The organism is Mycobacterium sp. NTMscope_MAC_269 (assembly GCF_976985695.1).
Genome location: NZ_OZ335668.1, coordinates 24,970 through 47,727, shown reverse-complemented (window position 1 = coordinate 47,727; position 22,758 = coordinate 24,970). Strand labels below are relative to the sequence as shown.

At 69.1% G+C, this 22,758-nt stretch carries 21 protein-coding genes and 1 pseudogene; 10 read left to right on the top strand and 12 right to left on the bottom strand.

What is annotated here, in order from left to right; translation table 11 throughout:
- Positions 1 to 35: 35 nt before the first annotated feature.
- Genes pstS through pstA form a run of 3 tightly spaced genes read left to right on the top strand, consistent with a single transcriptional unit; the run spans position 36 to position 3,058 of the window.
- Positions 36 to 1,160, top strand: a complete 1,125-nt coding sequence (pstS, locus tag ACZ50Z_RS00225; RefSeq protein ID WP_464481735.1) for a phosphate ABC transporter substrate-binding protein PstS — start codon at positions 36 to 38, stop codon at positions 1,158 to 1,160.
- Between the two features lie 22 nt (positions 1,161 to 1,182).
- The gene (gene pstC, locus ACZ50Z_RS00220) at positions 1,183 to 2,208 is read left to right on the top strand and encodes a phosphate ABC transporter permease subunit PstC (protein ID WP_464486017.1); all 1,026 of its coding nucleotides are present in this window, start codon (positions 1,183 to 1,185) and stop codon (positions 2,206 to 2,208) included.
- A 1-nt stretch (position 2,209) separates the two neighbouring features.
- Positions 2,210 to 3,058 carry a phosphate ABC transporter permease PstA gene (gene pstA, locus ACZ50Z_RS00215; protein WP_464481734.1) on the top strand — a complete coding sequence of 283 codons (849 nt, stop codon included), beginning with the start codon at positions 2,210 to 2,212 and terminating at the stop codon, positions 3,056 to 3,058.
- 27 nt (positions 3,059 to 3,085) lie between these two features.
- On the opposite strand, the gene ACZ50Z_RS00210 is transcribed toward pstA, so the two are convergent.
- From ACZ50Z_RS00210 to ACZ50Z_RS00185, 6 genes and pseudogenes are all read right to left on the bottom strand, one after another.
- The gene (locus tag ACZ50Z_RS00210) at positions 3,086 to 3,529 is read right to left on the bottom strand and encodes a response regulator (RefSeq protein ID WP_464481733.1); all 444 of its coding nucleotides are present in this window, start codon (positions 3,527 to 3,529) and stop codon (positions 3,086 to 3,088) included.
- Entirely contained in the window at positions 3,526 to 5,127 is a 1,602-nt protein-coding gene (locus ACZ50Z_RS00205; protein WP_464481732.1) for a sensor histidine kinase, read from the bottom strand. The genes ACZ50Z_RS00210 and ACZ50Z_RS00205 overlap by 4 nt, the downstream gene beginning before the upstream one ends.
- Positions 5,124 to 6,269, bottom strand: a complete 1,146-nt coding sequence (locus ACZ50Z_RS00200) for a PP2C family protein-serine/threonine phosphatase (protein WP_464481731.1) — start codon at positions 6,267 to 6,269, stop codon at positions 5,124 to 5,126. The genes ACZ50Z_RS00205 and ACZ50Z_RS00200 overlap by 4 nt, the downstream gene beginning before the upstream one ends.
- A 253-nt stretch (positions 6,270 to 6,522) precedes the next feature.
- Positions 6,523 to 7,692, bottom strand: coding sequence for an acyl-CoA dehydrogenase (locus tag ACZ50Z_RS00195; RefSeq protein WP_464481730.1), 1,170 nt, complete (start codon positions 7,690 to 7,692; stop codon positions 6,523 to 6,525).
- An 84-nt stretch (positions 7,693 to 7,776) separates the two neighbouring features.
- Positions 7,777 to 8,295 carry a 5-(carboxyamino)imidazole ribonucleotide mutase gene (purE, locus tag ACZ50Z_RS00190; RefSeq protein ID WP_464481729.1) on the bottom strand — a complete coding sequence of 173 codons (519 nt, stop codon included), beginning with the start codon at positions 8,293 to 8,295 and terminating at the stop codon, positions 7,777 to 7,779.
- Positions 8,288 to 9,635, bottom strand: a pseudogene (locus ACZ50Z_RS00185) (5-(carboxyamino)imidazole ribonucleotide synthase). Before ACZ50Z_RS00185 ends, purE begins: the two are co-directional and overlap by 8 nt.
- A gap of 110 nt (positions 9,636 to 9,745) precedes the next feature.
- Here ACZ50Z_RS00185 and ACZ50Z_RS00180 point away from each other — a divergent pair.
- Complete coding sequence (locus tag ACZ50Z_RS00180; RefSeq protein ID WP_464481728.1) at positions 9,746 to 10,405, top strand: GtrA family protein; 660 nt, start codon at positions 9,746 to 9,748, stop codon at positions 10,403 to 10,405.
- Here the strand turns inward: ACZ50Z_RS00180 and ACZ50Z_RS00175 are convergent.
- From ACZ50Z_RS00175 to ACZ50Z_RS00150, 6 genes are all read right to left on the bottom strand, one after another.
- Complete coding sequence (locus tag ACZ50Z_RS00175) at positions 10,360 to 10,878, bottom strand: PH domain-containing protein (protein WP_464481727.1); 519 nt, start codon at positions 10,876 to 10,878, stop codon at positions 10,360 to 10,362. The genes ACZ50Z_RS00180 and ACZ50Z_RS00175 overlap by 46 nt on opposite strands.
- 42 nt (positions 10,879 to 10,920) lie before the next feature.
- The gene (locus tag ACZ50Z_RS00170) at positions 10,921 to 11,745 is read right to left on the bottom strand and encodes a biotin--[acetyl-CoA-carboxylase] ligase (protein ID WP_464481726.1); all 825 of its coding nucleotides are present in this window, start codon (positions 11,743 to 11,745) and stop codon (positions 10,921 to 10,923) included.
- A gap of 17 nt (positions 11,746 to 11,762) precedes the next feature.
- Entirely contained in the window at positions 11,763 to 13,331 is a 1,569-nt protein-coding gene (locus ACZ50Z_RS00165) for an FAD-binding protein (protein WP_464481725.1), read from the bottom strand.
- Between the two features lie 23 nt (positions 13,332 to 13,354).
- Positions 13,355 to 15,016: a steroid-22-oyl-CoA synthetase gene (gene casI / locus ACZ50Z_RS00160; RefSeq protein WP_464481724.1), complete on the bottom strand. Its 1,662-nt coding sequence runs from the start codon at positions 15,014 to 15,016 to the stop codon at positions 13,355 to 13,357.
- Position 15,017: 1 nt separating this feature from the next.
- Complete coding sequence (locus ACZ50Z_RS00155; RefSeq protein ID WP_464481723.1) at positions 15,018 to 15,572, bottom strand: nuclear transport factor 2 family protein; 555 nt, start codon at positions 15,570 to 15,572, stop codon at positions 15,018 to 15,020.
- 82 nt (positions 15,573 to 15,654) lie between these two features.
- Complete coding sequence (locus tag ACZ50Z_RS00150; RefSeq protein ID WP_464481722.1) at positions 15,655 to 16,797, bottom strand: PucR family transcriptional regulator; 1,143 nt, start codon at positions 16,795 to 16,797, stop codon at positions 15,655 to 15,657.
- A 65-nt stretch (positions 16,798 to 16,862) separates the two neighbouring features.
- On the opposite strand from ACZ50Z_RS00150, the gene ACZ50Z_RS00145 reads away from it, so the two are divergent.
- The 6 genes from ACZ50Z_RS00145 (at position 16,863) to ACZ50Z_RS00120 (ending at position 22,734) form a co-directional block, all read left to right on the top strand.
- The gene (locus ACZ50Z_RS00145; protein WP_464481721.1) at positions 16,863 to 18,503 is read left to right on the top strand and encodes an acyl-CoA carboxylase subunit beta; all 1,641 of its coding nucleotides are present in this window, start codon (positions 16,863 to 16,865) and stop codon (positions 18,501 to 18,503) included.
- Complete coding sequence (locus ACZ50Z_RS00140) at positions 18,500 to 18,754, top strand: acyl-CoA carboxylase subunit epsilon (protein ID WP_464481720.1); 255 nt, start codon at positions 18,500 to 18,502, stop codon at positions 18,752 to 18,754. The genes ACZ50Z_RS00145 and ACZ50Z_RS00140 overlap by 4 nt, the downstream gene beginning before the upstream one ends.
- Positions 18,751 to 19,383, top strand: coding sequence for a nucleoside triphosphate pyrophosphatase (locus ACZ50Z_RS00135; RefSeq protein WP_464481719.1), 633 nt, complete (start codon positions 18,751 to 18,753; stop codon positions 19,381 to 19,383). Before ACZ50Z_RS00140 ends, ACZ50Z_RS00135 begins: the two co-directional genes overlap by 4 nt.
- A gap of 93 nt (positions 19,384 to 19,476) precedes the next feature.
- Positions 19,477 to 20,379: a sulfurtransferase gene (locus ACZ50Z_RS00130; protein WP_464481718.1), complete on the top strand. Its 903-nt coding sequence runs from the start codon at positions 19,477 to 19,479 to the stop codon at positions 20,377 to 20,379.
- 10 nt (positions 20,380 to 20,389) lie between these two features.
- The gene (locus tag ACZ50Z_RS00125) at positions 20,390 to 20,812 is read left to right on the top strand and encodes a SufE family protein (RefSeq protein WP_464481717.1); all 423 of its coding nucleotides are present in this window, start codon (positions 20,390 to 20,392) and stop codon (positions 20,810 to 20,812) included.
- Between the two features lie 122 nt (positions 20,813 to 20,934).
- Positions 20,935 to 22,734 carry an acetyl/propionyl/methylcrotonyl-CoA carboxylase subunit alpha gene (locus ACZ50Z_RS00120; RefSeq protein WP_464481716.1) on the top strand — a complete coding sequence of 600 codons (1,800 nt, stop codon included), beginning with the start codon at positions 20,935 to 20,937 and terminating at the stop codon, positions 22,732 to 22,734.
- Positions 22,735 to 22,758: the final 24 nt, after the last annotated feature.

The following is a 22,758-nucleotide window of genomic DNA, read 5'->3' as shown; positions in this document are numbered from 1 at the left end:
AGGAAAACGAAAGGGAGAAGACCGTGAAAGTTCGTATGAGTAGGTTACTGGCGGCGGCCGCGACCGCGCCCCTGGTGTTGGCCCTCGGGTCCAGCATGGCTGCGTGTGGTTCGAACTCGCAGAACGGCGCGCCGAGCCAGGGTGGGGGCGGCCCGGTCGCGACGACGCCGGCGTCCTCGCCGGTGACGCTGTCGGAGACCGGCAGCACGCTGCTGTACCCGCTGTTCAACCTGTGGGGCCCCGCCTACCACGACAAGTACAACAACGTCACGATCACCACCCAGGGCACCGGCTCCGGGACCGGGATCTCCCAGGCCGCGGCCGGAGCCGTCGCCATCGGCGCCTCCGACGCCTACCTGTCGGAGGGCGACATGGCCGCGCACAAGGGGCTGATGAACATCGCGCTGGCCATATCCGCGCAGCAGGTCAACTACAACCTGCCCGGTGTCACCGAACACATCAAGCTCAACGGCAAGGTGCTGGCCGCCATGTACAACGGCACCGTCAAAACCTGGAACGACCCGCAGATCACCGGGCTGAACCCGGGCGTGAATCTGCCTGCCACGCCGGTGGTTCCGCTGCACCGTTCCGACGGGTCCGGTGACACCTTCCTGTTCACCCAGTACCTGTCCAAGCAGGACCCCGACGGCTGGGGGAAGTCGCCCGGCTTCGGCACCACCGTCGCCTTCCCGACGGTGCCCGGCGCCCTCGGCGAGAACGGCAACGGCGGCATGGTGACCGGCTGTGCCGACACCCCGGGCTGCGTGGCCTACATCGGCATCAGCTTCCTCGACCAGGCCCAGCAGAAGGGGCTCGGCGAGGCGCAGCTGGCCAACGCCTCCGACAAGTACCTGCTGCCCGACGCCAAGAGCATCCAGGCCGCCGCGTCCGGCTTCGCCTCGAAAACCCCGGCGAACCAAGCGATCTCGCTGATCAACGGTCCGGACCCGGACGGCTACCCGATCGTCAACTACGAGTACGCCATCGTCAACAGCGGTCAGAAGGACGCCGCCACCGCCCAGACCCTGCAGGCCTTCCTGCACTGGGCGATCACCGACGGCAACAACGCCTCGTTCCTGGACAAGGTCCACTTCCAGCCGCTGCCGGCCGACGTGGCGAAGTTGTCGGACGCCCAGATCGCCAAGATCAGCGGCCAGTAGGGGTTTGGTGACCGACTTCACGATGGAAGGCGCGCTGCAGCGGATCCGTGGCGTGCGCCGCCCGGGCCTGGCCATCCGCTCCGTGGGTGCGGTGGGCGCGGTGGTTCCGCTGCTCGCGCTGGTGTTCGTGCTCGCGACCCTGCTTCTCGAAGCGCTACCCGCGATCAGGGTCAACGGGCTGCACTTTTTCACCGCCACCGACTGGATCCCCGGCAACACCTATGGCGACGCCGTCGTCACCCGTGGCGTCCGGCATCCGGTCGGCGCCTACTACGGGGCGTTGCCGCTGATCGTGGGGACCCTGGCGACCTCGGCGATCGCCCTGGTCATCGGGGTGCCGGTGTCGATCGGGGCGGCGTTGGTGATCGTGGAGCGGTTGCCGAAGCGTCTCGCGTCGGCCCTCGGGATGGTGCTCGAATTGCTCGCCGGCATCCCGAGCGTCATCGTCGGCCTGTGGGGCGCAATGACATTCGGGCCGTTCATCGCCCACTACGTGGCCCCGGTGATCGCCCGCAACGCCCCCGACGTGCCGGTACTCAGCTACTTTCGCGGCAACACCGGTAACGGGGAGGGCTTGTTGGTGTCCGGACTGGTGCTGGCGGTGATGGTCATTCCCATCATCGCCAGCACCACCCGCGACCTGATCCGGCAGGTGCCGGTGCTGCCCCGCGAGGGCGCGGTCGCGCTGGGGATGACCGACTGGGAGTGTGCGCGGCGGGTGACCCTGCCGTGGGTGTCGAGCGGCATCGTCGGCGCCGTGGTGCTCGGGCTCGGGCGCGCGCTGGGAGAGACGATGGCCGTCGCCATGGTGTCGGGTGCGGTGTTGGGCGCGATGCCGACCAACATCTACGCGACGATGACCACCATCGCGGCCACCGTTGTGTCGCAGCTGGATTCGGCGATGACCGACTTCACCGACTTCGCGGTGAAGACCCTCGCCGAGGTCTCGCTGGTGTTGATGGTGATCACCTTGCTCACGAACGTCGCGGCCCGCGCGATGGTGCGCCGGGTCTCGGGCACCGCGCTGCCGGTCGGACGGGGGGTCTGAGGTGGTCGGTACCCGGCGCAAGGTCCTCAACGCGCTGTTCTGGGCCGCCTGCGTGTGTTGCCTGGCGGTGGTGGTCGTGCCCACGCTGTGGATGCTGCTCGAGGTCATCGGGCGCGCGTTGCCGGTGTTCAAATGGAGCGTGCTGACCGAAAACACCCGCGGCAACGGCGGCGGCCTGCGCAACGCCATCATCGGCACCGTGGTCATCGGCGTCGGGGTCATGTTGGTCGGGGGCACCGTCAGCGTGTTGACCGGGATCTATCTCTCCGAATTCGCCCGCGGCAGAACGCGTTCCCTTCTGCGCGGCGCCTACGAGATCCTGTCCGGCATCCCGTCCATCGTGCTCGGCTACGTCGGCTACCTGGCGCTGGTGGTGAAATTCGGTTGGGGGTTCTCCCTGGCGGCCGGCGTACTGACGCTCTCGGCGATGAGCATTCCGTACATCGCCAAGGCGACCGAGTCCGCGCTGTCCCAGGTGCCCACGTCCTATCGGGAGGGCGCGGAGGCGCTCGGATTGCCGCTCGGCTGGACGCTGCGCAAGATCGTGCTCAAGTCGGCGATCCCCGGCATCGTCACCGGCCTGCTGGTGGCGCTCGCGCTGGCGGTCGGCGAGACGGCGCCCATGCTGTACACGGCGGGCTGGTCGAACTCGGCCCCGACCGGCAAGCTCACCGACTCACCGGTCGGCTACCTGACCTACCCGATCTGGACGTTCTACAACCTGCCGTCGAAGGCGGCGCGCGACCTGTCCTACGACGCGGCGTTCCTGCTGATCGTGTTCGTGTTCCTGCTGATCATCCTCGGACGGCTGATCACCTGGTTCGCGCGGCGCCACTCGGAATCCGAGTAGCCCGATTCCGTTGCGACACAACGTCGTTCAGTTGTACGGTAGCCGCACTACCTGAACGAAGAACTCGTCGATCTGCCGGACTGCCTTCATGAACTGGTCCAGGTCAACGGGTTTGGTGACGTAGGCGTTGGCGTGCAGCTTGTAGCTCTTCAGGATGTCCTCCTCGGCCGAGGAGGTGGTGAGCACGACGACGGGGATCTGGGCCAGGTCGGGGTCGGACTTGATCTTCTCCAGCAGCTGGCGGCCGTCGTATTTGGGCAGGTTCAGATCGAGCAGGATCAGGTCGGGCCGCGGCGCGTCGGCGAACTCGCCGCGCCGGTAGAGGTAGTCGAGCCCCTCCTCCCCGTCGTGGGCGACGTGCAGCCTGTTCTTGAGCTTGTTGTGCTCGAACGCTTCTCGCGTGATGAGCTCGTCCCCAGGGTCGTCTTCGACCAGCAGGATGTCGATCGCTCTGCCTTCGGGCGTTGTCACTGGTGCGCTCCTTCCAAAGCGACTGAGTCCTCTTCCTCGACGGGCTCGGGCATGGGCAACGTGAACTCGAATCGCGTTCCGTCGGTATAGGACGTGTCGATCCGCACGGTGCCGCCGTGGTGCTCGACGATCTTCTTCACCAACGCGAGCCCGACGCCGGTTCCTGCGTACACCTCCCGGCCGTGCAGGCGCTGGAAGATGACGAAGACCTTGTCGGAGAATTCCTCGGGGATGCCGATGCCGTTGTCCGACACGGTGAACAACCATTCGCCGTCGTGGGTGCCCTCGCCGGGCGCGTATTCGATGACGACGCGGGGCGGGCGATCCTTGTGCCGGAACTTGATCGCGTTGCCGATCAGGTTCTGCCACAGCATCGTCAGCAGCGTCGGATCCCCCACGATCTCCGGGAGCGGTTCGGCCGGGCGCACGACCTCGGCGTCGGTTTCTTCGATCGCGATGGCCAGGTTGGCCAATCCGGCGTCGAGCGTCGCGTCGAGCTGCACCTCGGTCTCCGTGGTGCCCAGCCGGCCGACCCGGGAAAAGGTGAGCAGGTCGTTGATCAGGGCCTGCATGCGTTTGGCGCCGTCGACCGCGAATCCGATGTATTCGATGCCGCGCTCGTCGAGCTTGTCGCCGTACCGCTTCTCCAGCAGCTGGCAGAAGGAGGCCACCTTGCGCAGCGGCTCCTGCAGATCATGGGAGGCGACATAGGCGAACTGCTCGAGTTCGGTGTTGGAACGGCGCAATTCAGCGGTCTGTTCGTCGAGCAGGGTTTGGGCCGAACGGGACACGTCGAGCTCTTCGACCATGCGCTTGCGCATGTTCTCGACGTCGATGGCCATGTTGCGAATGTCCTTGGGCCGCTTGGGCGCCGAGATGGTTTCGTCGAAGTTGCCTTCGGTGATGCGGCGGCAGGCCGCGGCCAGATTCGCGATCGGCCGGGTGATCGCCGCGCGGCTCAGCAGCCCCAGCACCAGGGCGGCCCCCAAGACGATCAGCACCATCGCGCCCAGCACCCAGTCGCGCCAGCCGTTGATGTCGTTGAGCTCGTCGACGGCGCCGGCCGCCGCGTCCGCCAGGTGCGTGTTCTGCGTGTCGAAAAGCACTCGGAGACGGTCGAATTTGGCCTTGCCGAGGTCGGCCATCGGGGTGCTGACGACCGCGGGAACCTTGGGGGTCACACCCGCGATGACCGGTTCGGCATAGCTGGTCCGCCAGTCCGCGGCGGCGGTTTCGACCGCCTCCAGGTCGGCCATCAGCTCCGCGCGAGCGCCCACCAGCCGCCGAATCTCGTCGGCGGCCGCCCGTTCGGCGCGTTGCCCGTCGTAATACGGCGCGAGGAACTGCCGGTCGGCGGAGATCAGGTAACCGCGCACGCCCGTTTCCTGGTCCCGCAGGGCCGCCTGCAGGTGGGTCGCCGCGACGCGCGCCGGCTGGATGTCCTCTCCCACCTGGCGCGACACCTGGTCGGTGCGATCCAGCAACACCCCGCCGACGATCGCGCCGAGGAGCACCGTCGCGCCCATGATCCACAGGACGAGGGCCAGCCATCCCCGCACGGTGAGCTGCGCGAGCCGAAGCGGACGCGGTGCCGTCACGTGGTGGTCCTCTCGATTCGGAGCACGGCGATGTCGTCGGTGAGGCCCCCGCGCGGTTCGGCGAGTTTCTGGGCGTCGTCGATGAGGGCGTCGACGAACACCGGGCCGGGTTCGTCGCCGTGTGCGCGGGCCAGCTCGAGCAGGCCGTCCTCGCCGAGCCGCTCCGTCCCCTCCCCCGAATAGCCCTCGTAGAGACCGTCGGTCAGCAACAGCAGGCCGTGCCCGGCGGGCAGCTCAAGCTCGTGGCGCGGCCATTCGCCGGCGTGCAGGCCCAGCGCCGGGCCGCCCGGCGGCTCCACCCACTCCACCGCGCCGCCGCCCTGCAGCAACATCCCCGGATGCCCGGCGCGGATGACGCTGACCGCTGGGTCCTCGGGCGAGATCTCGAGGCTCAGCACGGTGGCGAAGATGCCGGTGCCGGTGCGTTCCGAATACAGCACCCGCTCCAGCTGCCGCATCAGCTCGACGCCGTGCACGCCCGCGAAGGTGAGCGTCCGAAACGCGATCCGCAGCGCGGCACCCAGCGCCGCCTCGTGCGGGCCGTGCCCGGCGACGTCGCCGATCAGGACGTGCACGATCCGGTCGGGGGTCTGGACGACATCGTAGAAGTCACCGCAGAGCAAGGCGTCTTCGCGGCTGGGCCGATAGCGGGCGACGATGTTGACGCCCGGGTTTTCCAGCAGCAGCGGGGAGGGCAGCAGTCCGCGTTCCAGCAGCGCGTTCTCCCGGGCCCGCAGCTGGGTCGCGTGCAGGTCGGCGGCGATGAGTTCGGCGCGCTTGCGCTCGATCGCGTACAGCAGCGCGCGGCGCAGCATCTCCGGCTCGACCCGGCCCTTGACCAGGTAGTCCTGGGCGCCGGCGGCGACCGCCGACGCCCCGAAGTACTCGTCGTTCAGGCCGGTCAGCACGACGATCGGGACGGTGGCGTCCAGCTTGGCGACGCGGTCCAGAGCGTCGATCCCGCTGGCGTCGGGCAGGTGCAGATCCAGCAGCACGCAGTCGGGGCGAGCGGATTCCAGCTCGCGTTCCGCGTCGGCCATCGACTTGGCCCACACCACCCGGATGTCGGTGGCCGCGTCGGTGATCAGGTCCTCCACGAGCAGCGCGTCGGCGCGGTCGTCCTCGACCAAAAGCAACGACAAGGATTGCCAACTCGCCGTCGGCGTGACCGGAGCACGCGCCGGTATCAAATCCCGGCCATCTGTGGACGGGTGTGGGAAGTCATGTTCTCCACTGCAGACCCCCTGGCCGCGGTAAGACCATTGTTCGGTGGCGGTGGTCGGACGGGATCGCCGGTGACTGTTTACCGGCTGTCGGCTTGGACTTCACGCGCCGTGGAGATCCTATGCGGTGCCGGCGACGTTTTCGCAGCGGCCCTGAGGAAGGGAGGAACTCTCAGCGCAGCAGCGCCCGTGACATCACGACCCGCTGAATCTGATTGGTGCCCTCGTAGATCTGGGTGATCTTGGCGTCCCGCATCATCCGCTCGACGGGGAAATCGACGGTGTAGCCGGCGCCGCCGAAGAGTTGCACCGCGTCCGTGGTGACCTCCATCGCGACGTCGGAGGCCAAACACTTCGACGCCGCGGAGATGAAGCCGAGGTGGGATTCGCCGCGCTCGGCGCGGGCGGCGGCGTGGTAGACCATCAGCCGCGCGGACTCCACCTTCATCGCCATGTCGGCGAGCATGAACTGCACGGCCTGGAAGCTGCTGATCGATTGCGCGAACTGCTTGCGGTCCTTGGTGTAGGCGATCGCGGCGTCCAGCGCGCCCTGGGCGATGCCGACCGCCTGCGCGCCGATCGTCGGCCGGGTGTGGTCCAGGGTCGCCAGCGCCGTCTTGAAACCGGTGCCCGGCTCGCCGATGATCCGGTCGCCCGGAATCCGGCAGTCCTCGAAGTACAGCTCGGTGGTCGGCGAGCCCTTGATGCCCAGTTTCTTCTCCTTGGGCCCGACGCTGAAACCCTCGTCGTCCTTGTGCACCATGAACGCCGAGATCCCGTTGGCGCCCTTGTCCGGATCGGTCACCGCCATCACCGTGTACCAACTCGACTTGCCGCCGTTGGTGATCCAGCACTTGGCGCCGTTGAGGATCCAGTCGTCCCCGTCGGCCTTGGCCCGGGTGCGCATCGACCCCGCGTCGCTGCCGGCCTCGCGCTCGGAAAGCGCGTAGGACGCCATCGCCGAGCCGTCCGCGATCGAGGGCAGCACCTGCTTCTTCAGCTCGTCGGAGCCGCGCAGGATCAGCCCCATCGTGCCGAGCTTGTTCACGGCGGGAATCAGCGACGCCGACGCGTCGACGCGGGCGACCTCTTCGATCACGATGCACGCCGCCACCGAGTCCGCGCCCTGCCCGCCGTACTCCTCGGGCACGTGCACGGCGTTGAACCCCGAGGCGTTCAGGGCCTCCAGCGCCTCCTGGGGGAAGCGGGAGTTCTCGTCGACGTCGGCGGCGTGCGGGGCGATCTCCTTCTCCGCCAGCGCCCGGATCGCGGCCCGCAATTCCGTGTGTTCCTCGGGCAACTGGAACAGATCAAAGGTGGGGTTACCGGCCCATCCAGCCATCTCGAGCCTCCTACGCTCTTCTTTGGCGCCCTGCCGAACCGCCCGGCTCCCTGCGCGGGCGCGGCGCGCCTCGTCGCCAAGCTACTAGTCGGTAACTTTACCCTGACGCTGCTGCAGCGCCTCATCCTTGGCCCGCACGGTCTCGGCCAGCTGCTGCTGGAAGTCGGCGATCCGGGCCCGCAGCGCGGGGTCCGACGACCCGAGGATGCGCACGGCGAGCAGGCCGGCGTTGCGGGCGCCGCCGATGGAGACCGTGGCCACCGGGACACCGGCGGGCATCTGCACGATCGACAGCAACGAGTCCAGGCCGTCGAGCCGCGCGAGCGGCACCGGCACCCCGATCACCGGCAGCGGCGTCACGGACGCGACCATGCCGGGCAGGTGCGCCGCCCCGCCGGCGCCGGCGATGATGACCTCGATGCCGCGCCCTGCGGCGTCGCGGGCGTAGTCGAACATCACCTGGGGGGTGCGGTGCGCCGAGACGACCCGGACCTCGGCCGGCACGTCGAACTCGTCCAGCGCCGCCGCGGCGTCGGCCATCACCGACCAGTCGCTGTCGCTGCCCATGATCACGCCAACGCGAGCCTGCTGATCGCTACCCATAATGGCGCCACTCCTCCTCGCGTTTTCCGATCGCAGTGCCCGGTTTATCGTCACCGGCGCGCATGTGCGTCCCATCCATCCGTCCACTGCCCGTGTGACAACCAGTGTGCCGCCAGGTCGGCGCGTTCCCGCAGCTTCGCCACGTTTTCCTGATCCGCCGGGCCGGCGGCGAGGAAGTTGATGTGGCCGACCTTGCGGCCGGGTCGTTCCTGTTTGCCGTACAGGTGGACGCGGGCGTCGGGCATCCGCGCGAACAGGTGGTGCAGCCGTTCGTCCAGGCTCATCTGCGGAGGCCCGGAGGCTTCGGCGGCGCCCAGCACGTTGGCCATCACGGTCAACGGCGCGATGGCATCGGTGTCGCCGAGCGGATAGTCCAGCACCGCGCGCAAATGCTGTTCGAACTGACTGGTGCGCGACCCGTCCATGGTCCAGTGCCCCGAGTTGTGCGGCCGCATCGCCAGCTCGTTGACAAGCAGCGCGCCGTCTGTCGTCTCGAACAGCTCGACCGCGAGCACTCCGACCACCCCGAGCTCGCCGGCCAGCCGCAACGCCAGCTGCTGCGCGTCGGCGGCCAGGTTTTCGGGCAGCTCCGGCGCGGGCGCGATCACCTGCACGCAGATGCCGTCGCGCTGCACCGTCTCGACGACCGGCCACGCCGCCCCCTGCCCGTACGGCGACCGTGCCACCAGGGCGGACAGCTCGCGGCGCAGGTTCACCTGCTCCTCGGCCATCACCGGCACCCCGTCACCGAGGAATGCGGCCGCGATCTCGCGGGCGTGCGAAGGGTCGCGGGCCATCCGCACCCCGCGCCCGTCGTAACCGCCGCGGATCGCCTTCACCACCACGGGTCCGGCTATCGCCCGCGCGAACTCGTCGAGTTCGTCGACGCTGCGGATCTCGGCATAGCGGGGCACCGGGACGCCGAGCGCCTCCAGCCGCCGCCGCATCACGAGCTTGTCCTGGGCGTGCACCAGCGCTTGCGGCGGTGGCGCCACGTTGACGCCCTCGGCGACGAGCTTGTCCAGCAGTTCGGTCGGCACGTGCTCGTGGTCGAACGTCAGCACGTCGGCACCCGCGGCCACCCGGCGCAGGTCCTCGAGATCGGCGTGCGAACCGATCACCACGTCGGGCGCGACCAGCGCGGCCGATTCGCCGGCGTCGGTGGCCAGCACCCGCAGCGTCTGCCCCAGCGCGATCGCCGCCTGGTGGGTCATCCGGGCGAGCTGACCGCCCCCGACCATCGCGACGACGGGGGTGACCCGGGGGACGGCTCGGGCGGCTGCGGGGCGCGATTCGAGGGGGGCTGCGCCCGGCGGGCGTGTACTCGGCACGGCCATCATGGTGTCACGGCTGCGCCGACCGCCGCGAAAGGCGTGTTGACCGGGGCCGACACTGAATTGTTATGTACGATTTTGCGTCGAATTTGTGTCCGTCCGTACACTGACGTGTTGTGTCCTTCGCCGAAGCCACGATCGCGCGTCTGCCAAGGGTTTTGCAGCCCTATTTGCTACGCCACCACGAACTGATCAAATTCGCCATTGTCGGCGGCACCACGTTCGTCATCGACTCGGCGATTTTCTACACGCTCAAGCTGACAATTCTTGAACCCAAACCGGTCACCGCGAAGGTGATCGCCGGCATCGTCGCGGTCATCGCGTCCTACGTGCTGAACCGGGAATGGAGCTTCCGCAACCGCGGCGGGCGCGAGCGCCACCACGAGGCCCTGCTGTTCTTCGCGTTCAGCGGCGTGGGGGTGCTGCTGTCCATGGCGCCGCTGTGGTTCTCCAGCTACGTGCTGCAACTGCGCGAGCCGACGGTGTCGCTGGCCGTGGAAAACATCGCCGACTTCATCTCGGCCTACATCATCGGAAACCTGCTGCAGATGGCGTTCCGTTTCTGGGCGTTCCGGCGCTGGGTATTTCCCGACCAGTTTGCCCGCACCCCCGACAAGGCCCTGGAATCGGCCCTCACGGCCGGCGGTATTGCCGAGATCTTCGAAGACGAGATCGAGGGCGGAAACGTCACCCTGCTGCGCGCCTGGCGCAATCGCGCCGGCCGGCTGGGTCAGCTCGGCGATTCCTCGGAACCCAGGGTGTCGAAGACTTCGTGATACAGCAGCGCGTGCACCTCGCGTAGCCGCGGAATGTCGTAGAACTCCAACGGATCTTGTGACGCCGATTCGATGATCAGGGTCCCGGTGCGAAACATCCGCTCGGTGATCCGGTCGCGGAATTCCACGCTGTTGATCCGGGCCAGCGGGATGTCGATCCCGGTGCGCGTCAACACCCCGTGCCGGAACATCACCCGCCGGTTGGTCACCACGAAATGGGTGGTCAGCCAGCTTCCGAACGGCCACAGCGTCAGCCAGCCGACGATCACCAGCCAGATCCCCCAGATCACCCCGTGGATGATGTTCTTGGCGAGCTGCTCGAAGTGCGTCGAGTTGAGGTAGCCGGAGCCGAACGCCGCCAGCCCGGTCACTCCGATGAGAACCAGCACCGGCCAGATCAACCGCTTCCAGTGCGGGTGGCGGTGCACGATGACGTGCTCGCCCGCGGCCAGCACATTGTCCGGATAGCCCATGCCCGCCGACCTTAGCCGCGCGACGCGACGATCCGCGGGTAACTAGCGCAGATGCACCACGTCGCCGGCGGCGACGACGGCGGTCTGCCCGCCGCTTTCCAGACAGAGCCGGCCCTGGTCGTCGATGGCGGTCGCGGTCCCGTCGATCTGCTTACCGCCGGGCAGGTGGGCGCGCACCCGGTTGCCGAGGGTCAGGCTGCGCGCCCGGTAGTCGGCGGCCAGCGCCCAGTCGGCGCCGCGCGCGGCGCGCCAGGCCACGATGCGCCGCCCCAGCTCACGCAGTAGCGCGGACACCAGCCGGGTGCGGTCGGGTTCGGCGACGCCGAGATCGAGCAGCGACGTCGCGCCGGGCCCGTCGATCTCCTCGGCGGACTGAGTCACGTTGAGGCCCAAGCCGATAACCACCACCGGCTTTGCCACCTCGGCGAGAATGCCGGCCAGCTTGCCCGGCGAATCCGCCGGCCCGGCCAGCACGTCGTTGGGCCACTTGAGCCCCACCCGGGCCCCGGACCCTTCCAGCAGCGGGGCGACGGTGTCGACGACCGCCACCCCGGTGGCCAGCGGCAGCCAACCCCACCCGGTGCTCGGGACGTCGACGACGCTGACACCGACCGACATGGTGATCTGGGCGCGCGGGGTGGCCGACCAGCCGCGGCCGTGCCGCCCCCGCCCGGCGGTCTGGTGCTCGGCGATCAGCACGGCACCGGCGACGTCGGCGCCTGATGCCGCCCGCGCCAGCAGGTCGGCGTTGGTGGATCCGGTCTGCTCGACGACGTCGAGCTGACGCCAGCCCAGCCCGGTGCCGATCAACTCGGCGCGCAGCGCGGCGCCGTCCAGGGGTGCTCGAAATTGATCTCGGTCCGTCACCGCACCCAGCGTAGAACTCAGGGCCGACGGTCGCGCATGTCCAGCACCGCCAGATGGCTGAACAGCATGCTGGTCCCGATCGGGTTGCCGCCCCCGGGATACGCGGTGCCGCTGGGCGCGGCCATCGTGTTGCCCGCCGCGTAGAGGCCCGCGATGGGGTCGCCGGACGGGTCGAGCACCCGCGCCGCGGCGTCGGTGCGCAGGCCGCCCTTGGTGCCCAGGTCCGAGATGCCGAACGCCGCGGCGTGAAACGGCGGTGTGTCGATGGGCACCAGCGGCGAGGCGCCCGCCGAGAACGCGCGATCGAATGCCTCGTCGCCGCGGCCGAAATCCTCGTCGGTGCCGGAGGCGGCAAAACCGTTGAACCGCTTGACCGTTGCCGTTAGCCGCTGGGCCGGCACCCCGATCTTGGCGGCCAGTTCCTCGAGGGTGTCCGCGGAATGCCACAGCCCGGCGGCGACGTACTTCTCGGTCTCGACGATCGAGACGTTGGCCGCCTTGACCGGCGGCACCTCTCCCTCGGAGTCGTCGTAGATCATCCAGTACGGCAACGTGATTGAGCCATCGGCCAGCTGCGCGATGATCTCGCGGCCGGCCCGGTCGTAGGCCCGGGACTCGTTGACGAACCGGTCGCCGTCCTGGTTGACGAAGATGCCGCCGGTGAACCACAGCGCGAAGGCGGACCGGCCGTCGGGATGGGTCATGCCCGGCGACCACCACGCCTGGTCCAGCAGGTCGGTGTCCGCGCCGGCCTCGATGCCGGCCTGCAACGCCAGGCCGCGACTTCCCGGGCCGCCCATGGTGTCTCGCGCCACGCCGGGCACCCCGTACTTCTGCCGAAGCTCGTCGTTGGCTTCGAAGCCCCCGGCGGCCAGCAGCACGCCCCGGCGGGCGCGGATGGCGCGGCGCTGCCCGTCGGTCTCCACGATCGCGCCGGTGACCCGGCCGTCAGAGAGCACGAGTTCGACCAGGGCGGTGTCGCGCCGCAACGTCGCCGTCGGGTATTGGCCGATGGCCTTGAGGAATCGGGCGATCAGCGCGCGGCCCCCGACGTAGTAGTCCGACGGTGGTTGCACGCCGAGCCGGTCGGTGTCCAGCGGCCCGCGGATCGCGTCACGGAATTCGGGGGCGGCGGCCACCGCCAGCGGCTTGGCGGCGATGTGGCGCTGGCCGTCGAGGCGGGCCTTGGGCGCCTTGCCGTAGTAGTCGGGCCAGGGCAGCGGCACGAACTTCAGGTTCGCGTCGGCCTCCAGGTACTCGATCAGCCCGGCGCCGCCGCGGACGAAGGTTTCCTGCAGCTCGCGTGGCGTGCGGTCGCCGACCACGGCGTGGTAGTAGGTGAGCGCGTCCTCGATGGTGTCGTCGGTGCCGGCGCGCACCAGCACCGGATTGCACGGGAACCAGACGCCGCCCCCGCCGGAGTACGCGGTGGTGCCACCGAACTTGTCGGTCGCCTCGACCAGGAGCACGTCGAGGCCTTCGCGCGCCGCGGTGTACGCGCCGGTGACGCCGCCGCCACCCGATCCCGCGACCAGTACGTCGCATTCGTCCGCCCAGTCCGCGGTTTCCAACAGCCGGGCGTCCATCAGCGGAGACTACCTCGCCGCGATCACAGATACTGCTGGCGGCCATGCGACGCGAATTCCGCGTCCAGCGCCCGCTTTTCGTCGGGGCTCATCCGGTGGTACGCGGGCGCTCCCCGCCCGGCCCACCGGTACACCGGTTCGTCGCTGTGCCAGCGCTGTCGTTGCAGCACCCGCTTGAGCACCTTGTTGGAGCCGGTGACGGGCAGGCTCGCGGAAAGCCGCAGGAACCGGGGCGTGCCCTTGCCGCCCAGGTCTTGCTGACGGGACAGGTAAGCGGCGAACTCCGCCGTGTCGAAATTCTCGGGGTCGGCCACCTCGAGGGCCGCCATCACCTGATCGCCGGACCGCGGGTCCGGCACCGCATAAACGCCGGCCGCCACCACGTCCGGGTGCCGGCGCAGGACACGCTCGATCGTCAGCGCGGAGGTGTTCTCGCCGTCGACCCGGATCCAGTCGCCGCGGCGACCGGCGAAGTACAGGAAGCCGGCCTCGTCGCGGTACCCGAGGTCACCGGTCCAGTACCAGCCGTTGCGGATCCGCTCGGCGTCGGCGTCGGCGTTGTTGTAGTAGCCCTCGAACGCGCGGGTGCCCGCCTTGTCAACGATTTCGCCCACTGCCGCATCGGAATTGCGCACCCGGCCGTGTTCGTCGACGACCGCGGGCGGGCAGTCCGTCAGCGTCTGCGGATCGACCACCGCGACGCCGGGGTGCGCCGGCCGGCCCAGCGCCCCGGGCGGCGCGTCCGGATCGTGTGTGACCGCACCGCCACCCTCGCTGGAGCCATAGCCCTCCAACAGTTCCGCGCCGAAGCGGCGCCGGAACTCGGCCTGGTCGTCCGGCGACGCCTCGGTGCCGAACCCGCGGACCAGTGGGTTGTCGGCGTCGTCGGGCCGCTCGGGGGTGGCCAGCAGATAGGCGAGTGCCTTGCCGACGTAGGTGAAAAACGTCGCGCCGAAGTAGCGCACGTCGGGCAGAAACCGCGACGCCGAGAAGGCGGGCGTCAGGCACACGGTCGCGCCGTTGGCCAGCGCCGGCGCCCACAGCGCCATGATCGCGTTGCCGTGGAACAGGGGCATGCAGCAGTACTCGACGTCGGCGCGGACATGGCCGAACTTCTCGCTGGCCGTGTGCGCGATCGCGGCCAGCCGCCCCTGACTGCATTTGACGGCTTTCGACGCGCCCGTCGTCCCCGAGGTGAACAGCAGCAGGAACAACGACTCCGGGCCCACCCCTGCCGCGATCACGGGTTCACAGCGGTGGGCATCGATGCGACGGCGGTAGCCGGGGTCGTCGACGCGCACAAACCGGTCCGGCCGCAGCTGCAAGTCGAGCCCGCTCAATCGCTGGATCCCCGCGGAGTCGGTGACGATCATCTGGCAATCGGTGTGGCGAATCTCGGCGGCCAGCTCGGTGGCGCCCCGCGTCGGGTTGATGCCCACCACGGTCGCCCCCACCAGCGCCGCGCCGCCGAGCCAGAAAACGAAGTCGGGCACGTTCTCCAGCAGCACCCCGATGTGAAACGGCCCCTGGGAAAACGATCTGCGGCGCATCGATCGGGCCAACGCGCCGCGCGCGGCGGATTCGCGGACCACCTCGTCCCAGGTCCAGTCGCGCTCGCGGGTGCGCAACCCGATGTGTTCGTCGCCGAGGCGGTCGAGGAGCATCGTCGCGATGTCGGCGGCCATCTCAGGCCGACGCGTGCACGAGGTCCAGGTACTCCTGCGGGAGCTCGTCGCGGGACACCTTGGTCACGCTGACCACGCCCGGATTGTAGGAGTCCTCACCAATGATCTTGCCGCTCTTGTCGATTGGCCACAGCAGCAGCTGCCGGAACACCACCAGGTAGTCCCCGTCGGGGTCGTCGACCGGCATCCCGAGGATGCGGGACAGTTCCGCCGCGGGGTACAGCTGCTTGAGCAGACCCTCGGTCACCAGGCAGTCGTCGTCGACGACGAGCCGCTGCACCTCGAACTCGAGAATGTTGGTGCGGGTCGCCAGGAAGTCGGCGTAGTAGGCGCGCACCCCGTCGGTGGCCTTGGCGCCCACATCCTCGGCGCCGTGCCAAAAGTGGTAGGCCGGCTCGGGGCTCAGCGTCGCCATCAACCGCTCCAAATCCGGTGCGGCCTCGGCCTTCATGTGCTCGATCACCACGCTCAGCACCGCCCGGTGCCGCTCGTTGGTGGTTGCGGCCAGCCGCCTCTGAAGCGGTTCCCAGGTCCGGTTGGGGTCGATGATCGCCATGGCGTCATCATCACGAATTCGACGGCTCGCGGTCATCCGCCACGCGTCGACCGTATTCGCCGATCCTCCCGACGACCGTCGGTCAGGGTTGTTCCGGCTCCGCGAGTTCGGCCGAGGACAGCGCGATCCGGCGGATCATGAGTACCAACGTGGCGGTGAACCGGTCCATCGGATCGCCCAGGTCCCATCCCATCTGCGACTCGACATGCGCGAGCCGCGCCGCGACCGTGCTGTGGTGCAGATGCAGTTCGGCGGCCGTGCGCCGCAGCGACCCGAAAACGAAGAAGGCCTCCACCGTGTCGACGTCGAGGGCGCCCGTCGGCGACGCAGCGATCTCGTTGACCCGCAATACATCTCGCTGCCGACGCACCCGCTCCAGGGGAATGTCGGCCAACAGCTCCAGCGCGCTGAGCCGCTCGTAGGCGACGGCGCGCCTGCCGTAACCGGTCGAGGACGCGAAGCGCAGCGCGCCCAGAGCCTGATGCCACGACGTCGCGGCGGCCAGCGCGTCGACGCTGGCACCGATGCCGACCCAGGGCCCCCGGCTCGAACCCACGTTCCGCGGTCCCGGGAATGCGGTGACGATCGCGTTTTCGAGCCCGTCGGACAACGCCCGGGTGTCGATGGTCCCCTGGCACAGCACGGCCGTCGCGTTCCCGATGGCGGTCGAGCGCACCGACGAGCCCGGAAGTTGGTGCGCGATGATCCGCAGCGCTTCGGGCGGGGAATCCGCGGACACCGCAAGGACGCAGAGGTTGCGCTTTTCGTCCAACCCGAGCAGGCGAACGGCCCGCACCCGGTCCTCCCGACGCTCCTTGCCGGACAGCACGACCTCGAGCAGCGCGGGATCCCCGATGTGCAGCTCGCCCGACACCCCGGTGCGTGTCGCCACCGCGCGCAGGGTGTGGCCCACCCGATCGAGCAGCACCGGGTCGAGGGCGTGGCCGGGGCCCTCGCGTTCCAGCCACACGCTCGGCTCGTCCGCGGGCGCCGGCGCCGGCGGCGGATCGGCGTCCGGTTCCAGGCGGCCGGTCGCGTCGTAGCGGATCACCGTGCCCGATGCCCATCGCGCACCGACCGGGCATTCGGCCAGCAGCGCCGCGCGACGCACCACCGTGTCAGCGTTGGCTGCCGACTCGTGAAGCCGGTCGAAGCAGGAGATGATCGACAGCACGGAGGCGGAATCTGATCCCAGTTCCGACATCCGCACCGGATCGGCGTTCATCAGCGGAGGTTACCGTCATCGCCCTTCACCGGGGCGGGCTACCAGCCACGCTAAGCTCGTCTCCCATGACGAGCGTTACCGACCACACTGCGGAGCCCGCTGCCGAACACACCATCGACATCCACACCACCGCGGGCAAGCTGGCCGAACTGCACAAGCGCCGCGAAGAGTCGCTGCACCCGGTGGGTGAAGAGGCCGTCGAGAAGGTGCACGCCAAGGGCAAGCTGACCGCCCGCGAGCGCATCCTCGCCCTGCTCGACGAGGACTCGTTCGTCGAGCTCGACGCGCTGGCCAAGCACCGCAGCAAGAACTTCGGCCTGGAGAACAACCGCCCGCTCGGCGACGGCGTGATCACCGGCTACGGCACCATCGACGGCCGCGACGTGTGCATCTTCAGCCAGGACGCCACCGTGTTCGGCGGCAGCCTCGGCGAGGTGTACGGCGAGAAGATCGTCAAGGTCCAGGAGCTGGCGATCAAGACCGGCCGCCCGCTGATCGGCATCAACGACGGCGCCGGCGCCCGCATCCAGGAGGGCGTTGTCTCCCTGGGCCTGTACAGCAAGATCTTCCGCAACAACATCCTGGCCTCCGGCGTCATCCCGCAGATCTCGCTGATCATGGGCGCGGCCGCCGGCGGGCACGTCTACTCCCCCGCGCTGACCGACTTCGTGGTCATGGTCGACCAGACCAGCCAGATGTTCATCACCGGGCCCGACGTCATCAAGACCGTCACCGGCGAGGACGTCACCATGGAGGAGCTCGGCGGCGCCCACACCCACATGGCCAAGTCGGGCACGTTGCACTACGTCGCCTCCGGTGAGCAGGACGCCTTCGACTGGGTGCGCGACCTACTGAGCTACCTGCCGCCCAACAACGCGACCGACGCGCCCCGCTACGCCGAGCCGCATCCGCCGGGCGCCATCGAGGACAACCTCACCGAGGAGGACCTCGAGCTGGACACGCTGATCCCGGATTCGCCCAACCAGCCCTACGACATGCACGAGGTCATCACCCGCATCCTCGACGACGACGAATTCCTGGAAGTCCAGGGCGGTTACGCGCAGAACATCGTCGTCGGGTTCGGCCGCATCGACGGCCGGCCGGTCGGCGTCGTGGCCAACCAGCCGACGCAGTTCGCCGGCTGCCTGGACATCAACGCCTCGGAGAAGGCGGCGCGGTTCGTGCGGACCTGCGACTGCTTCAACATCCCGATCATCATGCTCGTCGACGTGCCGGGCTTTTTGCCGGGAACCGGCCAGGAATACAACGGCATCATCCGGCGCGGCGCCAAGTTGCTGTTCGCCTACGGCGAGGCCACCGTCCCCAAGATCACCGTCATCACCCGCAAGGCCTACGGCGGCGCCTACTGCGTGATGGGGTCCAAGGACATGGGCTGCGACGTGAACATCGCCTGGCCCTCGGCGCAGATCGCCGTGATGGGGGCTTCGGGCGCCGTCGGCTTCGTCTACCGCCAGCAGCTCAAGCAGGCCGCCGCCGACGGCAAGGACGTCGACGCGCTGCGCCTGGAATTGCAGCAGGAATACGAGGACACCCTGGTCAACCCGTACGTCGCCGCCGAGCGCGGTTACGTCGACGCGGTGATCCCGCCGTCGCACACCCGCGGCTACATCGGCACGGCGCTGCGCCTGCTGGAACGAAAGATCGCCCACCTGCCCCCCAAGAAGCACGGGAACATTCCACTGTGAGTGACGAAAACGGTTCTGCGGCAACCCCAGCCGCGCCCGAGCCGCACGAGCCGCACATTCAGATCCTCAAGGGCGAGCCCACCCTCGAGGAGGTGGCCGCGCTGGTCACGGTCCTGGGCTGCGCCGGCGGCGCGCCGGAGCCCGAACAGCCCGAGCAGACCCGCTGGGGCCTCCCGGTCGACCGGCTCCGCTTCGCGATGTCCAACTATCAGCGGCTCACGTTCCAGCAAATGACGCATATGAGGCATTGACCCGCCTGGTGCTGGCGTCGGCCTCGGCCGGCCGGCTCACGGTGTTGCGTCAGGCGGGCATCGATCCGCTGGTCGTGGTGTCCGGCGTCGACGAGGACGCCGTTGCGGCCGCGCTGGGTCCCGATGCGTCGCCGTCCGACGTGGTGTGCGCCCTGGCCCGGGCCAAGGCCGAACAGGTCGCCGCCGGGCTCGATGGCACCGTGGCGGCCGATTGCGTTGTCATTGGCTGTGATTCGATGCTTTTCCTCGACGGCCGGCTGTGCGGCAAGCCCGGATCGGCCGAGGCCGCCGCGAGCCAGTGGCGCCGCATGGGCGGGCGGTCCGGTGGCCTGCACACCGGGCACTGCCTGCTGCGCCTGCGCGACGGCGCGATCCTCCATCGTGAGATCGAATCTGCTTGCACCACAGTGCATTTCGCTGAACCGACGGACACTGACCTGCGGGCCTACGTGGCCGGCGGCGAACCGTGGCACGTGGCGGGCGGCTTCACCCTCGACGGCCTGGGCGGCTGGTTCGTCGACGGAATCGAGGGCGACCCGTCCAACGTGATCGGCGTGAGCCTGCCGCTGCTGCGGCGCCTGCTGGAGCGGGCCGGGCTGGCGGTGTCCGCGCTCTGGGCCTCCAACTGACGCCGGGCGTCGACCGGTGGGGCCGATCCCGCTGAAACGACGACGACTACTCGACGTTGGTGACGAAATCTCGGGATGAGTAGGCTCGGCAGCGTGGCATTACCCCCCGATCCGAGCGCGACATTGTCGAATTACGCCCACCCCGAGCGACTGGTCACCGCCGACTGGCTCTCCGCCCACCTGGGCACCCCCGGCCTGGTGATCGTCGAGTCCGACGAGGACGTGTTGCTCTACGACGTGGGCCACATCCCCGGTGCGGTGAAAATCGACTGGCACACCGACCTCAACGACCCCCGGGTGCGCGACTACATCGACGGTGCCCAGTTCGCGGAGTTGATGGACCGCAAGGGCATTTCCCGCGACGACACCGTGGTGATCTACGGCGACAAAAGCAACTGGTGGGCCGCCTACGCGCTGTGGGTGTTCACGCTGTTCGGTCACCCTGATGTGCGCCTGCTCAACGGCGGTCGCGACCTGTGGCTGGCCGAACGCCGGGAGACCACGCTGGACGTCCCCACCAAGACGTCCACCGGCTACCCCGTCGTCACGCGCAACGACGAGCCCATCCGCGCCTTCAAAGACGACGTGCTGGGGATTCTCGGCAGCCAGCCGCTGATCGACGTGCGCTCGCCGGACGAGTACACGGGCAAGCGCACGCACATGCCCGAGTACCCCGAGGAGGGCGTGCTGCGCGGCGGCCACATCCCCACCGCCCGGTCGATCCCGTGGGCCAAGGCGGTCGACGAAAGCGGCCGCTTCCGCAGCCGCGAGGAGCTCGAGGAGCTCTACGGCTTCCTCGAGCCGGACGACAAGACCGTCGTGTACTGCCGCATCGGTGAACGGTCCAGCCACACGTGGTTCGTCCTGACGCATTTGCTGGGCAAGCCCGGCGTGCGCAACTACGACGGGTCCTGGACCGAGTGGGGCAACACCGTGCGCACCCCGATCGTCGCGGGCTCCGAACCGGGACAGGCACCGGGGCGCGTCTCCGTCTGATGGGTGCGCCATGAGCATGCCCGCGCCGCTGGCCGAGGTGGTCTCCGACTTCGCCGAGGTCGAGGGCCAGGACAAGCTGAAGCTGCTGCTGGAATTCGCCGACGAGCTGCCCGACCTGCCGCCCGAGCTGGAACAGCAGGCCATGGAGCCGGTGCCCGAGTGCCAGACCCCGTTGTTCCTGCACGTCGACGCCAGCGACCCGAACCGGGTGCGACTGCACTTCAGCGCGCCCGCCGAATCGCCGACCACCCGGGGCTTCGCGGCGATCCTGGCCACCGGTCTGGACGAGCAGCCCGCCGCCGACATCCTGGCGGTGCCCGAGGATTTTTACGACGACCTCGGGCTGGCCGCGCTGATCAGCCCGCTGCGGTTGCGCGGCCTGTCGGCGATGCTCGCCCGCATCAAGCGCAGGCTGCGCGAGTCGGCCGGATAAACCCGGACCGCCTCGTCGGCCCAACGGCGCGGCGCTTAGACTTCCCGAGAACTCGTTGTAAGAAATTCTCTTAGAGAAGCCCGCAGAAATACGTCTGCGACCGATGCCATACAGGAGGCGCAGTGGCCAGTCACGCCAGCTCGAGGATCTCCAAAGTGCTCGTCGCCAACCGCGGCGAGATCGCTGTCAGGGTGATCCGCGCGGCCCGCGATGCGGGCCTGTCCAGCGTGGCGGTGTATGCCGAACCCGACGCCGACGCGCCCCACGTGCGCCTGGCCGACGAGGCGTTCGCATTGGGCGGTCAGACGTCCGCGGAGTCCTACCTGGACTTCGGCAAGCTCCTCGACGCGGCCGCCAAGTCCGGCGCCAACGCCGTCCACCCCGGCTACGGATTCCTCTCGGAGAACGCCGATTTCGCCCAGGCGGTCCTCGACGCGGGCCTGATCTGGATCGGCCCCAGCCCGCAGTCCATCCGCGACCTCGGTGACAAGGTCACCGCCCGCCACATCGCCGCGCGCGCCCAGGCCCCGCTGGTGCCCGGCACCCCCGACCCGGTCAAGGACGCCGACGAGGTGGTGGCCTTCGCCGAGGAGTACGGCGTGCCGATCGCGATCAAGGCGGCGTTCGGCGGCGGTGGTCGCGGCATGAAGGTGGCCCGCACCATCGAAGAGATCCCCGAGCTGTTCGAGTCGGCCACCCGTGAGGCCGTCGCGGCGTTCGGCCGCGGCGAGTGCTTCGTCGAGCGCTACCTGGACAAGCCGCGCCACGTCGAGGCGCAGGTGATCGCCGACCAGCACGGCAACGTCATCGTCGCCGGCACCCGCGACTGCTCGCTGCAGCGCCGGTTCCAGAAGCTCGTGGAAGAGGCGCCTGCGCCGTTCCTGAGCGACGCGCAGCGCAAGGAGATCCACGAGTCGGCCAAGCGGATCTGCAAGGAGGCCCACTACTACGGCGCCGGAACGGTCGAATACCTGGTCGGCCAGGACGGCCTGATCTCCTTCCTGGAGGTCAACACCCGCCTGCAGGTCGAGCACCCGGTCACCGAGGAGACCGCGGGCATCGACCTGGTCCTGCAGCAGTTCAAGATCGCCAACGGCGAGAAGCTGGACCTCACCGAAGACCCCACCCCGCGCGGGCACGCCATCGAGTTCCGGATCAACGGCGAGGACGCCGGGCGAGGCTTCCTGCCCGCACCCGGCCCCGTCACCCGCTACGACATTCCCACCGGGCCCGGTGTCCGACTGGATTCCGGCGTCGAGGCCGGTTCGGTGATCGGCGGGCAGTTCGACTCCATGCTGTCCAAGCTGATCGTGTACGGCGCCACCCGCGAGGAGGCGCTGGCCCGCTCCCGTCGCGCCCTGGACGAGTTCCACGTCGAGGGCCTTGCCACGGTCATCCCGTTCCACCGCGCGGTGGTCTCCGACCCCGCGTTCATCGGTGACGGCGAGAGCTTCTCGGTCCACACGCGCTGGATCGAGACCGAGTGGGACAACACCATCGAACCGTTCACCGGCGGCGAGCCCCTGGACGACGACGCCGACGCCCGGCCCCGCCAAAAGGTGGTCGTGGAGGTCGGTGGCCGCCGGCTCGAGGTGTCGCTGCCCGGAGATCTGGCGCTGTCGGGCGGCGGGGGCGGCGGCGAGGCCGGCGTGATCCGCAAGAAGCCCAAGGCACGCAAGCGGGGGGCGCACGCCGGTGCGGCCGCCTCCGGCGACTCGGTCACCGCGCCCATGCAGGGCACCGTGGTCAAGGTCGCGGTCGAGGAAGGCCAGGAGGTTGCGACCGGCGACCTGGTGGTGGTCCTCGAGGCGATGAAGATGGAGAACCCGGTCACCGCGCACAAGGACGGGGTCATCACCGGTCTCGCGGTCGAGCCGGGCGCCGCCGTCACGCAGGGCACGGTGCTGGCCGAGATCAAGTAGCCGTCCCTGAGAGACTTCACAGGG